The sequence below is a fragment of the Nocardioides sp. BGA-UO-ETr-FS32 genome (assembly GCF_059567905.1).
Window position 1 is genome coordinate 340,191 of the sequence record NZ_JCAQOX010000016.1, and the last position, 12,974, is coordinate 353,164.

Consider the following 12,974-nt stretch of genomic DNA (forward strand, 5'->3'; position numbering starts at 1 on the left):
CGTCGGTGGCGCTGGGAAGCCTCCCCGCCATGGAATCCCACGAGCACACCCCGACCCCGCCCGCCACCTCGCCCTCGCCCGTCACCCGGCTGCACGCCCGTACGCCCGACGACATCGCCGCCTTCGTGCCGCTCGCCCTCGGGTTCGTCCCGGAGCGGTCGGTGGTGGTCATCAGCGTCGGCTCGCCGGGCGGCATGAGCGCCCGGGTCGACCTGCCCCACGACCCCGACGACGTCGACGACGTGGTGGAGGCGCTGCTGCGTCCCGCCCGGCGCAACGGCGTCCGCGACGTGGTCGTGGTGATCTACGACGACGACACCACGGTCGCCGACGAGGCCGCGTGGGCGCTCCACGAGGAGCTCACCGCCGCCGGCATCTCGGTGCACGAGGTGCTCCGGGTGCACGACGACCACTGGTACGCCGTGCTGCCCGGGGCGCCCCTCGCCGCCTACCGCGGCGTGCCGTTCGCCCGAGCCGAGCACCCGTTCACGGCGCAGGGCGTGTTCGACGGGCGCGTCACGCACGCCAGCCGGGAGGCGCTCCGAGCCACCCTCGCACCCGACGGCGGGGCGATCCGCGCGACCGAGCCCCTCCTCGCGGGGGCGAGCGCGCTCCCGGCGGGGGCGCTGGCGAGCCTCGTGCGCCGCCACGTGGGCAGCGGCACCCCGTTCTCGACCGGCGAGCTGGCCGCGGTCGCCCGCACCCTTCCGTCCGGCGCCCGCCGGGACGAGGCCTGGGTGTGGCTCACCCGCGGTGACGCGCGCCGGGCGGTGGAGCTGTGGTCCGACGCCGTGCGCCGGCTCCCGGGCCCGCACGTCGCCGGGCCCGCCGCCGTCCTGGCCTTCGCGGCCTGGCTCCTCGGGGACGGGGCGCTGGCGTGGTGCGCCGTCGACCGGTGCCGGGAGGCCGAGCCCACCCACTCCCTCGCCGACCTCGTGGTCCAGCTGCTGGAGTCGGCGACCTCGCCGGACGAGTGGACCGCCCTCCAGCCGCGGCTGGCTGCCGGCGGGGACCCGGCCGCGTGAGACCAGCCCGTCGGGCGGTTCCCGCGGGGTCCGGGCGTGACTAGGGTGCCGACATGGGAGAAGAGGTCGCGCAGCAGGAGTTCAGTCGGGCCGACCGGACGCGCCACCGCGAGAAGGTGCGTCGCAACCTCGACGTGTTCGCCCGGATGCTCCGGGAGGCCGCCTTCGACACCGACGACCCCATGACCGGCCTCGAGATGGAGCTCAACCTCATCGACGACGCGGGCGACCCGGCCCTGAAGAACGCCGAGGTCCTCGAGGCCATCGCCGACCCCGACTTCCAGACCGAGCTCGGCCAGTTCAACATCGAGATCAACCTGGCGCCCGCCAAGCTGCGCGAGGGCGGGCTGGCGACCTTCGAGGAGAGCCTGCGCCACTCGCTCAACGAGGCCGAGGAGAAGGGCTCCCGGGTGGGGGCCCACCAGGTGATGATCGGCATCCTGCCGACGCTGGCCGAGGGCCACATGACCCGTGACTCGCTGAGCTCCAACCCGCGCTACGCGTTGCTCTCCGAGCAGATCCTCAACGCCCGCGGCGAGGACATCACGATCAGCATCTCCGGCAAGGAGCGGCTCACCACGACGGCCGACTCGATCGTCCCCGAGGCGGCGTGCACGAGCACCCAGTTCCACGTCCAGACCTCGCCGGACCAGTTCGCCGCCTACTGGAACGCCGCCCAGTCGATCGCGGGTGTGCAGCTCGCCGTGTCGGCCAACTCGCCCTACCTCCTCGGCAAGGAGCTCTGGCGCGAGACGCGCATCCCGCTGTTCGAGCAGGCCACCGACACCAGGAGCGAGGAGCTCAAGGCGCAGGGCGTACGCCCCCGCGTGTGGTTCGGCGAGCGCTGGATCACCTCGGTGTTCGACCTCTTCGAGGAGAACGTCCGTTACTTCCCGGCGCTGCTGCCCGTGACGGACGACGAGGACCCCCTCGAGGTCCTCGAGTCGGGCGGCACCCCGGCGCTCCACGAGCTCAAGCTGCACAACGGCACGATCTACCGCTGGAACCGACCGGTCTACGACATCTCCCAGGGGATGCCGCACCTGCGGGTCGAGAACCGCCTGCTCGCCGCCGGGCCGACGGTCGCCGACACGATCGCCAACGCGGCGCTGTGGTTCGGCCTGATCCGCTACCTCGTGGAGAGCGAGCGCCCGCTCTGGTCGCAGATGTCGTTCTCCGCCGCGGAGGAGAACTTCCACGTCGCGGCCCAGACGGGCGTCGACGCCCAGGTCTACTGGCCGGGCATCGGGCAGGTCCGCGCCACCGAGCTCGTGCTGCGTCGCCTGCTGCCGATGGCGCGCGCCGGGCTCGACTCGTGGGGCGTGCCGAGCGAGCAGAGCGACCGCTACCTCGGGATCATCGAGCAGCGGTGCCAGGCCGAGGCCAGCGGCGCCGGGTGGTTCGTCGACCGGGTGCGTGCGCGCGGGGGAGAGGACCGCTACGACGCGCTGCGGGCGACGTTGCTCGACTACCGCGACCGCATGCACAGCAACGAGCCCGTGCACGCCTGGGACTGACCCGGCTCGCTCGCTGGTCGCGTGCCCGAGCGGTGCGTGACGCAGGTTCCGAGCCGGCAGAACCTGTCTGGCTCACCGATCGCGCGGTGCCAGGGGGACCGCGCCGGGCTTCGGGCGCAGCCGGCGCCACTCGCGGCGTACGTCGCTGACCGGGTCGAACCAGCCCCGGCGGGTCACCACGACGAGGCCGACGTGGACGCCGAGCGCCTGGCTCGCCCAGGCCGTGGGGCCGAGCCAGCGCAGGTCGTCGTCGTGCGGGCTGAGCTCGCCCGGACGGGTCAGCCACAACACCGGGCGCGCCGCGAGCGAGGCCGACCTGCGCAGCATCGCCAGCGCCACGTCGGCGCGAAGGCCCGGGTCGGCCACGGGAGGGTCGTCGGTGTGGAGGACGCACCGTCCCGGCACGCCGGCGTGCACCGTGGGCGGGAACCGACGACGTCGCTCGGCGCGGACGAGCTCGAGAGTCGCGGCGCGCAGCACGGCGTGCGTGTAGCGGTCGACGGGAGCCTGGAGCGCGTACGGGCCTGCGAGCTGGGGAGCCACGGCTCCAGCGTGCCGCAGCGCGACGCGCGCGACGCGCTCCTCCACAGGCTGCACACGGTCGTGTGTTTTCCGTTACGGTGCCAACAGGCCGACGGCGAGCCGCCGCGGCCCCGAGAGGAGACACCATGGGCACTGTCGTCGTCGGATACGTCCCCAAGCCGGAGGGCGAAGCAGCCCTCGCTGCTGGCATCAACGAGGCCAAGCTGCGCGGCAGCAAGCTGGTCGTGGTGAACTCCCATCGGGGAGGCCAGGAGTTCGACGGCTCGGCGGCCAGGGCCGCGGACGACGACCTCGCTGCCATCAAGGCGAGGCTCGAGGAGGCGGGTGTCGAGCACGACATCCGCCAGCTCGTACGCGGGTTCGAGCCGGCCGAGGACCTGATCAGCATCGCCGAGGCCAACAGCGCCGAGCTGCTCGTCATCGGCCTGCGCCGCCGCTCGCCGGTCGGCAAGCTGATCCTCGGCAGCAACGCCCAGCGCGTGCTGCTCGACGCCCCGTGCCCGGTCCTGGCGGTCAAGGCCCAGTAGCAGGCCGAGCAGAAGCCCAGTAGAAGGCAGCAGCCCACGCCGCGGAGCCGCGCGTCGGGCAGGATGTCCCCATGGGCTTCCAGATCACCGGCGACCCCGCCGCCGACAAGGTTCTCGACGACTCCGCGTTCGCGCTGCTGGTCGGCATGATGCTGGACCAGCACATGTTTTAGCCACTAAGTAAGCCGACGGTGCGAGACGCGCCGAGCAGTCTGAGCGAGGATGGGGGCATGGGCTTCCAGATCGCCAACCTCCCCGACGCTGACGCCGTGCTCGACGAGTACCCACTAGCGGTTCTTTTCGGCATGGCGCTTGATCAGCAGTATGGGATGGAACATGCCTTTCGTGGTGGATGGAAGTTGCTGACACGTCTCGGCCACCTCGACCCCGCCCGGATTGCAGCGATGGGGGCTGAGGAGTTCAAGGCTGTCTGCTCCGAGACGCCTGCCGTTCACCGGTTTCCGGGTGCCATGGCAACCAAGTTGCAGGACATCGCCCAGATTGTCGAAGACACCTACTCTGGTGACACAACCCGCCTGTGGAACGAGGCCGCGACCGGAGCGGATCTGCTCAAGCGGATCCAGGCCCTGCCTGGCTTCGGGAGGCAGAAGGCGCAGATCTTTGTAGCGCTGCTTGCCAAGCAACTGGGGGTTCGCCCAGTCGGCTGGGAGGTGGCGGCGGGGGATTATGCCCTCGACGGATACCGGTCGGTCGCCGACGTCGTGGACGCGGACTCGCTGGGCAAGGTCCGTGAGTACAAGCAGGCTGCAAAGGCGGGAGCAAAGTCTGCGACGGGCTGATTCGTCCACAGCGGAGTCTGCGCTCCATGGACTGTCGCCTTCTTCGACCAGCACTTGGCTAATCGCTGCAGGCGCGCAGTCCTGCTTGGCTCCTGGCTGACTCTCAGTCGACTACTGACTCCACCTACGCAGAGCCTCGCGGCGAGGTGCGAGGATGGGCTGCAGGGCGGCGCCCACGAAGGGGCGCTCTCGACTCCGCGGTCGGGACTGCCAGGCCCCGCGTGTGCATCGACGCTATGTCCGAGGGCCAACCTAGAGTGACCGGAACAGCCGCAGCAGTACGGAGGAGCGCAGTACATGACGTCACTGGAAGTCCAGGCAGATGCGACGGGTCTGGACGCTGTGTCGCTTGCTGGCTCCTTCGGAGCGGCCGACTGGTCGTTTGCCACTGAGCCGCGAACCGAGGGTCAGTTTCATCCCTATCCGGCCAGATACATTCCGGCCCTGCCACGTCAGATCATGGATCTAGTCGGCATCGCTGACGGGCTGGTGCTTGATCCCTTCTGTGGCTCGGGCACGACCTTGGCTGAGGCACGCAGACGCGGTTTGGGGTCGATCGGTGTCGACATCAACCCAGTGGCCTGTCTGATTAGCCGCGTTCGGACGACTCCGTGGCAGTCCCACGACGAGCAAGACGTCGATCACCACCTGGCTGGTCTACGCGCGGCCGCCCGCGAGGCGCTCGCTCTGGGCGAGGAGTTCGCAGATATCCCGAGAGTCGACCACTGGTTCCCTGATTACGCACAAGTAGCGCTGTCAGGAGCGATCCGATACGTACGCTCGATTCCTGTTACCGACCCATGGCACGATCGCGTCGCGGCGGCCGTATCTGCCGCCACGGTGCGAGTCTCTCGACAAGACTCCGACACCCGGTACGCAGCCATTGATAAGGCTGGGGACCAAGAGAGCGTCGCCGCCGCGCTAGAACGCTCGCTTCGCAAGACGGTGTCGTGGCTGCGCAATAACAATGCTTTCAACGGTGGCGACGTAACGACGCAGGTGCTCATGCGCGACGCGCGTGACTTGGCGCCGGTTCCCACCGAGGCGGTCAGTTTGGCGTGCTTCTCGCCTCCATACCCGAACGCCTACGAGTACTGGCTGTACCACAAGTACCGGATGTACTGGCTGGGTTTCGACGCCGTAGACGTGCGCCAGAAGGAGATTGGTGCTCGCCCCTTCTACTCGAAGAAGAACGGTCTAACCGAGGTGGACTTCGCCAACCAGATGGCTGAGGTGTTCACTGGCCTGCGGCGAGTGGTGAGGTCATCTGGACACGTCGCTGTTGTCGTTGGAGACAGCGTCATTGGTGGGCGGGCAGTGGACAACGGGACCCTGCTTTGCGACGTGGCGACGTCCACTGGGTTCTCGGTGGTGTATGCAGGTTCTCGCGGCATCGCAACGGGAAAGAGTTCGTTCAATCGGGCTCACAGTCGGGGGCGGCGCACTGAACATGTACTCGTCTTCGGAGCCTGAAGTGCCCGACATCAAGGCCGTTGGCTACAACCTCTTTGAGTACGAAACCCGCCTTTCCAAGCGCGAAGTCTCTGCGCTCGTGAGCCACGCCCAGGCCACGGGACAAGACGCCTCGCAGATGCTCGCTGCGCGGTCGACGTACCTGTCGGAGGTCGACGGTGTTACGACCTCACAATCGGCCACAGAGTCGCTGCACCACTACGAACGGGGTTCAAGAAGTGCCCGACAGGCCACGCGCTTCCACGTTCATGGCCTCCACGAATACAAGGGCAAGTTCAATCCACAACTTGCCCGCGCGTTGATCAACGCGGTTGACCCTGCGGCGGAGACGCTGTTGGACCCCTTCTGCGGATCGGGCACCGCCCTCATCGAAGGAATGCGACTCGGGCTCTCGGTCGCAGGGATTGATCAGAACCCCCTCGCTGCTTGGATGTCGGCCGTCAAGGTAGCCACCCAGGCCCTGGCTGGTGAGAGCGGCCTCGTCGCCCGCTTCGACGACGTTGCGGATGCCATGAGAGTCGCGATGAAGGACGCGCAGCACGGCTCTCCAGTGCAAGCGCCAGGCGATCTCTCCGACGTCGATGGGGACTACCTGACCAAGTGGTTCCCACCACAAGTGCTGAGTGCGCTGTGGGCGGCCCTAGAAGTCTGTAGGGACGAGGAGACGGTCGTCGGCCAAGTCGCGGAACTGTGCCTATCGAATGTCGTCCGCGAGGTGTCCTGGCAGTTGCCGGAAGACCTAAGGGTGAGGCGCCGGGGACCCGATTGGGAGCCGCCCAGTGTTGCCGAACTCTTCGCTGATTCCGCGGAGCGGGGACGGCGTGCTCTGGTCGAGTTGGAGCGGGCGACTCCGATTGATGTTGAGGCGTTCCGCGCTGAAGTCATCCTTGGGTCGTCAAGAGACCAAGCCACGGTGAAGGATGCGTGGGGACATGGACGGCGGTTGGCCGTCACCTCCCCGCCTTACGCGACGGCGTTGCCCTACATCGACACCGACCGTCTGTCGATCGTTCTTCTCGGGCTGGCCCCGGCGGGTCACATTCGCGGGATCGAGCAGGACCTAACCGGCAGCCGGGAGTGGACCACGCGGGCGTCACGGAACTGGGATCAGGCTCGACAAGAGAACGCATCGCTCCTGCCGCCTGTGATCATGGATCTGCTCGATCGGATCGAGGCCATCAACAAGGGGACGGGTGCTGGGTTCCGGCGACTTGCGGTTCCGTCGCTCCTGTACCGGTACTTCTCGCACATGGGCGAGACGATGGCGGCGCTGTCAGCGTCAATGAGGCCTGGCGAGCACGTCGTCATGGTTGTAGGCGCCAACCGAACGGGTAGTGGGGACCATCAAACGACGATCGCTACCCCAGACCTACTTGGACATCTCGCTGCACTTCGCGGTTTCGAGTACAGCGAACTAATTCCCCTTCAGGCGTGGAAGCGCTTCGCGATGCATTCGAAGAACTCAACGCACACCGAAGAAGCCATCGTTCTGACTGTGAATCGCTAGGGCTTGAGGATCTCGTCGACGGTCTTGTTCAGGGCGAATCCGTATCGCTTACCTTGGGCGCCAATGTGAGCCGTCGCGTGGATGCTTAGGGCAAAGTATTCGGCCGTGCCAGCCTTGACGATACGCAGGTCGTAGGCCCTTTCGCCGCGGCGACTCAGCACCATGATGTCGTCGCGCTCGGCCAGTTTGGTGTTCCTCAGTGGCGCTGTGCCCAGTCGGAAGTCGAGGTTGTTCTCTGCCTCATAGGTGACCCTCTGCTCAGACGTGATCCCGAGGTCGACGAAGGTCACGTCGATCAGGCATGAGTACGTGGCCTTGTCGCCCGACTTGTTTCTGATGGTCAGGGGAGGGAAGAACGCGTAGGAGTCCTTGCTAAGCCAGAAGTACTGCGTCCCCTTCGATGCGTTAGTCCCGGCGTCGGCCATGATGCGGGCAGTGTCGGAGTGGGACAACGTCATGATGAGAGATTCGAATACATCTTCGTCGTCCTCTGGGGCGGGCTTGCGCGACGATCGCTTCGACTCGTCGTAGAGCAGCGACCACCGGGGGTCGTCTGGGGCCGCGCCGTTGAGGGTGAAGACCTCAAGGCCGGAGGTCAGCAAGGCAGAGAAGAGGTCGTTCCAGTCGAAGCCCAGCGCCGACGTAGTAGGCGCATCGAGCGACACCAGGCTCTCAATGTTGCGAGCGATGCCCGGCCCGGTGAAGTTGCCCGAGGTGACGATCAGTCGTTCGTCTCCAGTGGTTAGGCGCTTTCCGTACAACTTCGAGTGCATCATGTATCGCCGGTTCACGACGTGCACTTCGGCGCCAAGGCCGAGGAGTTCGTCGGTGAGTTGGAGACTCGTTACGTTCGTGCTCCGAGAGCCGCCAAACACGGCCCTGACCTTGCCCCCGTCCTCCACGTGGCTCCGCAAGCGCTCGAAAAACGAGACCCCTCCGTTGAACGACCCAAATCCGGACACGATGTAGATCGTGTCTGCCTCGGGCTCGCCAGACTTTGGCCAGACCCCGCTGAGCACTTCGAACAGGCTGGTGCTGGTCCCCGATGCGTAGAGGCCCGGCTGGAGCACGAACTCGTTCATGGGTGATGTCCTAGATGCACCTGCGCATTAGATCGCGGCCTGGCCGTCCGTGTCCCGGGAGTTCGTGATGTGCTGCTGATCAGCGGCCGCTACCGGGGGAGGGCCATCGCTTGAGGACCGTCATGCTTAGCCAATACGGCTCAGCACCTTGCATGCCGTCGGGTGCGGGTAGTCGAGCCGCCGACAGTTCAGACACGAGGTCCGGCACCGGGATGCCAGTCCAGCGCGCCAGGGCAGCCAGACCAAGTACGTCAGGGAGGTCGCGTCGTGAAGGGGTCATGCTTCCTGATCTAGCGGATGCGCTACAGGGTCGTGTCGGTGGCTGACTCTAGATTGTGCGGACAGGAGGTGTGGGCTTGGTGTACGTCATCAGTCGGGTCTCTCGCGGCTGCGAGAGTGCACAAGGGCCGGTCCGCTCGGACGGGTCGCAATTCCCGTGGGCCATCCTTCTGCCAGGAGGGAATGAGTACGGCTGGGCCGACACGGTGTCGGACCTAGTTGCCGTTCTTATCGCGGACCCGGGCTACTTGCAGATGTCTGGTCACCAGAGGCTAGTAGCCCGTATTAGCGTCGCTATCCGACTGATGGTCATCGCTCAAGCGGAAATCAACAGTCGGGCCATGACCTGCGGCGACTGGGGCAATCTCTGCGAGTGGGAGAGACAGGTGCTGAACGGTCCTCGGCACCGTCCTGCAAATCACCCCAGTGGATTCCCCACCAGACATCTGTTCAGCGGTGCTGATGTGTGGACTGCGCCGGTGATGCTGCTCTGCCTTTCGACATGGACTGCAGTTCCAGGCGCACGGCCCGTCGTGGGCACCTCCTCGAACCTCGGGATCATCGATCCGGTGGACGAGTGGTCGCTGCTGGAGTCGCTCGCCGAACTCGACATCGTGCGCATCTACCGACACGACGGGCCGTGAGCAAGCGGTCCTATCCGCATTGACTCTTTTCGTTCGGTGGGGTTCGCACGGAGAGGTCGGGGCTGGCGCGCACCACGGTTCGCACGGGTGCGAACCCCGCGTCTCAGGGAACTGGAGGCTCTGCCGCGCCCCCGCCTCACACCGGTCGATCCCCACGCGGCAATCGGTCGGCGACTTAATGTGGTGCGCGCAGGCCCAATCGGGCCGGGGCGTGCGAACCGCACGGAGTGCCGTGCCGCAGTGCCGTGCCTACGGCGCCTGTCGTTAGTGCCCAGATATGAGTACCCCATCGTCAGGCGCTGTCCGGTACACCTTGGACCTTCCCAAGGAGATGCATCGACGTCTGCGGATGCAGGCGCTCTCGGAAGGAAGGCCCGCGTCCGACGTCTGTAGAGATCTAATCAGCGACTACCTGGGCAACGGACAGTCACGTGAGGCCGCAGAGATGACGGCTGCGTTCAATGCCGGAGTGCAGGCGGAACGGGCCCGCATCGCGAGCGTTCTCCAAGGAAGGGCAACACAGGCTGCCCCCGGGAATCTGCTCCCTGTGCGGCCACCAGCGCGGGCAACTGGGCCTATCTGACCTCATCTGGCCAACCGAGCGAACGCCGCTCTGTCTACAGATGTGGACGTCGAATGTCAGTGGCTACAGAGACCATGGCGCCATGGCGACGCAAGCATTTGTCGAGTCCCTACGCACGTCCACGCCGAACCAGTCCAGCGACCTCCAGCGTCGCGCGGTTATCGACGCGGGGGTTCCAGGAGACAGCATCTTTGAGGACGTGATCTCGGGTGCGAGCGTTGCTAGCAGTCGGCCCGGACTCGTCGCCGCGATTCAGCGCCGTCGGCCCGGCAGCACGCTGGTTTGTGGCGGCTAGATCGCCTTGGTAGATCGCTGGTTGATGTCGTGAACACCGTGGACCAACTGGCGGCACGCGAAATCGGGGTCCAGTCCATCAGCGATGGCATCTCGCCTTCGACCACGCATGGACGACTGATGCTGGGCCTGTTCGCCACTCTCGCAGAATATGAACGAGGACTGATGCAAGAGCGGGTGCAGGCCGGAATGCGGGCCGCAGCCGAACGTGGGGTCCGTCTTGGTCGACGGGCGCCAGACCCGCTTGAGGTCGCCACCAAGGTCCGTATGGCGCGGCGCGCAATGTCCGACGACGGGCTGACCGCGGGCCAGGCGGCGCGGATGGTTGGGTGGAGTAGGTCGTCCCTCTGTCGGCACATGCAGGTGGTGCCAGTCGAAGGCTGTCTCGATTAGGGCGTCTCGTATCCGGCGATTCTGAGACCGAGTTCTGGCACTCGGTGTCTCGCGGAGGGCCTCCTCGAAGCCACTGTCCCAAGTAACTACTGGTTTTGGGACGCTCGTTAAGCGCGCGATCGGTGGCCTCTGGCTGCCCGCTTGCGAGTAGCGTCCCGCGTGCCGGGCGCCGCCCCGACCGGCGATGGCCGGGGCGGCTTCGGCGCTGGAACGGCGTGGGCATCGACGAACCAGGTCCGCGGCCAACTGCATCGAGATGACCGCCGTCATGCTTATCGGCTGACGCTCCCAACTCCTTCAGTTGCTCTGACTGACGCGTGTGGAGTGCTGCGTCGAGCGCCCGAGCCCAATAGCGTTTCCGTCCAATCATGGATTGCACGTACTCGCGCCACCGTCGCCATAGGGACTTGCACTCCTTGCAGCGGCACTCGCCCGTGCCGTGTGCGTTCACCGCCGCGAGGAGCGCGAAGCCGCCACTGGTTTCCTGATCAGTGGACGGGAGTCTCGTGAGGTATCGGGCTAGGCCTGGCCCATCGGTGACTGGGCGGACATCAAGTCCGTGCGCATTGACGGTGACCCGTCGCCCTTGGCGGCGCGCTTCATCTTCGACCGCTGCCTTCCAAGCCGGTAGAAGCAGCGCCTGCATCTGCTGCCCAGTAAGTTCCTCATCGTCCGGGTCAAGGAAGAGCAGCACGTGGAAGTGCGGATGCCAACCGGCGGCTGTCCAGTCGACTTGCAGTGTGCGGTCCATGCGCCACAGCGACGCTGCCGATCGCAGATCGCGCCCACGTCTGCCCGCGTTCAGCATGCGGTCGTAAGCAGAAGTCAGTAGGTCGAGACTCGTGTCCAGAGAGTCACCCAGTCGATGCGGGACAGTGAATGTCGCAAAGAGAACGACCACGCCCAGCGATCTAGCGAGTGCAAGTCTTCGCTCGATGTCGGCCCGCCGCATCAGCATCCCCGGTACGGCGCAAGGCGCACACTCCCAAACCCGCCCGCACCTCTTGGTCGGTCGACCGTCCAATGACGTGTCCGCTGCGCTGCCCCACTGCGTCCGTCGGCACCCCCACACCGTGTGGTCGTCGGGCGCCATAGAAGCGGCGAGGTCGCGGAGGCGCAGATGTACCGTGTCGATGCCCATGCGGAGGTCATCGACGTACCTGCGCAGTTGCTTGAACGACGTGTCTTTGTTACCGAGCCGCTTTAGTCCCTATCCGGTTTAATCACTCCCGGGGCTCTTGGAGACGCCCGTGCCCAAGAGTGAAGTCGGCGCCGGACGCTGTATCGGACGTGTACGCATTGCCGCGTCGACGCGGGCCGTCCCACCGCGGATGGACTCCGGTGTCGAGGAACTGCCACTCGGTGGCCTGCGGCCCCGCTAGCCTGCGGAGGTGCATGCAGACGGCGACCGCGACGAATCGAAGTCCGCCCCCCTCGCTCTACTCGACTCAGCGCTTGGTCTCCAAGGGCCACTGGTCGAGAGGCACATCGGTCGGCTGCGGCGTAACCGCCCAAGTGCCTCGCCAGCGCAGATCCTGAAGCGGCTGAACCGCGAGTTCCGAGCGACGACGGTTAGCGCGGGAATCGGCGTCGGGGCATTTGCGGCCTCACCGAAGGTCAGCAGGAAACTTGCGTTGACGCTATCTGGGGCCGAGGTCATCGGGTACTTCAACGCCGCGGCACTCTATGTACTGTCCCGGGCGGAACTCCAGGGCACGTCGGTAGACGACATCGAAGGTCGCCGCACGCTGGTGATGGCCATCATGCTCGGGGAGGCCGGGGCCAAGTCAGTGGAGACGGTCGCTGAGCGGACCGGGCAGCACTGGGGCCGTCAACTTGTGAAGAACATCCCGCAGCACCAGATCAAGGCAGTCAATGATGTGTTGGGACGCCACTTCGTAACGAAGTACGGCACCAAAGAGGGCATCATCGTGCTTGGCAGAGTGGTTCCCTTTGGTATCGGGGCCGTCATTGGCGGTACCGCCAATGCCTTCTCAAGCCACGCAATCATCAAGGCCGCCGACCGAGCCTTCGGCGCTGCCCCAGACGTCTGGCCCGAATCGGAGTCCGGGAACGAAGCAGAGGACGAAGGGGAGGGCGAACCCGGTCCTGCCCCGGACTCCGGGGACGAGCCCGACTCCGGGGACGAGCCCGACTCCGGGGACGAGCCCGACTCCGGGGAAACGCCCGAGAGTGCCCGGTGCCCTTCGGCTGCGCACGATGGCCTCAAGAAGTCCTGACCCGAACACTGCACAGACAGGGTTAGCGAACCGCAACCAGGTGAAGCGTAGTGCGCCTGACGGGCTC

General features: G+C 66.3%; 11 protein-coding genes. 9 read left to right on the plus strand and 2 right to left on the minus strand.

Going from position 1 to position 12,974, the window contains the following annotated elements:
• The first annotated feature begins 29 nt into the window (after window positions 1–29).
• Together AC57BS_RS19210 and AC57BS_RS19215 are read left to right on the plus strand one after the other, a co-directional pair.
• Window positions 30–1,025: a DUF4192 domain-containing protein gene (locus AC57BS_RS19210; protein WP_496413048.1), complete on the plus strand. Its 996-nt coding sequence runs from the start codon at window positions 30–32 to the stop codon at window positions 1,023–1,025.
• Between the two features lie 53 nt (window positions 1,026–1,078).
• Window positions 1,079–2,542, plus strand: a complete 1,464-nt coding sequence (locus AC57BS_RS19215; protein ID WP_496413049.1) for a glutamate-cysteine ligase family protein — start codon at window positions 1,079–1,081, stop codon at window positions 2,540–2,542.
• A 72-nt stretch (window positions 2,543–2,614) separates the two neighbouring features.
• Here the strand turns inward: AC57BS_RS19215 and AC57BS_RS19220 are convergent, their stop codons facing one another.
• Window positions 2,615–3,085 carry a hypothetical protein gene (locus tag AC57BS_RS19220; protein WP_496413050.1) on the minus strand — a complete coding sequence of 157 codons (471 nt, stop codon included), beginning with the start codon at window positions 3,083–3,085 and terminating at the stop codon, window positions 2,615–2,617.
• A 125-nt stretch (window positions 3,086–3,210) separates the two neighbouring features.
• Between AC57BS_RS19220 and AC57BS_RS19225 the strand changes: the two genes are divergently transcribed.
• The 4 genes from AC57BS_RS19225 (at window position 3,211) to AC57BS_RS19240 (ending at window position 7,392) form a co-directional block, all read left to right on the plus strand.
• On the plus strand, window positions 3,211–3,612 hold the full coding sequence (locus AC57BS_RS19225; protein WP_496413051.1) for a universal stress protein: 402 nt from the start codon (window positions 3,211–3,213) through the stop codon (window positions 3,610–3,612).
• A 230-nt stretch (window positions 3,613–3,842) separates the two neighbouring features.
• The gene (locus AC57BS_RS19230; RefSeq protein ID WP_496413052.1) at window positions 3,843–4,412 is read left to right on the plus strand and encodes an HhH-GPD-type base excision DNA repair protein; all 570 of its coding nucleotides are present in this window, start codon (window positions 3,843–3,845) and stop codon (window positions 4,410–4,412) included.
• Between the two features lie 297 nt (window positions 4,413–4,709).
• A complete protein-coding gene (locus AC57BS_RS19235) occupies window positions 4,710–5,885 on the plus strand; it encodes a DNA methyltransferase (protein WP_496413053.1) in 1,176 nt (391 codons plus the stop codon).
• A gap of 1 nt (window position 5,886) precedes the next feature.
• Window positions 5,887–7,392, plus strand: a complete 1,506-nt coding sequence (locus AC57BS_RS19240) for a TRM11 family SAM-dependent methyltransferase (protein ID WP_496413054.1) — start codon at window positions 5,887–5,889, stop codon at window positions 7,390–7,392.
• Here AC57BS_RS19240 and AC57BS_RS19245 read toward each other — a convergent pair.
• The gene (locus AC57BS_RS19245; RefSeq protein WP_496413055.1) at window positions 7,389–8,474 is read right to left on the minus strand and encodes a hypothetical protein; all 1,086 of its coding nucleotides are present in this window, start codon (window positions 8,472–8,474) and stop codon (window positions 7,389–7,391) included. The genes AC57BS_RS19240 and AC57BS_RS19245 overlap by 4 nt on opposite strands.
• 620 nt (window positions 8,475–9,094) lie before the next feature.
• Between AC57BS_RS19245 and AC57BS_RS19250 the strand changes: the two genes are divergently transcribed.
• The 3 genes from AC57BS_RS19250 (at window position 9,095) to AC57BS_RS19260 (ending at window position 12,907) form a co-directional block, all read left to right on the plus strand.
• Window positions 9,095–9,397, plus strand: a complete 303-nt coding sequence (locus AC57BS_RS19250) for a hypothetical protein (protein ID WP_496413056.1) — start codon at window positions 9,095–9,097, stop codon at window positions 9,395–9,397.
• Between the two features lie 907 nt (window positions 9,398–10,304).
• On the plus strand, window positions 10,305–10,667 hold the full coding sequence (locus AC57BS_RS19255) for a recombinase family protein (protein WP_496413057.1): 363 nt from the start codon (window positions 10,305–10,307) through the stop codon (window positions 10,665–10,667).
• 1,391 nt (window positions 10,668–12,058) lie between these two features.
• Entirely contained in the window at window positions 12,059–12,907 is an 849-nt protein-coding gene (locus AC57BS_RS19260; protein ID WP_496413058.1) for a hypothetical protein, read from the plus strand.
• Window positions 12,908–12,974 lie beyond the last annotated feature (67 nt).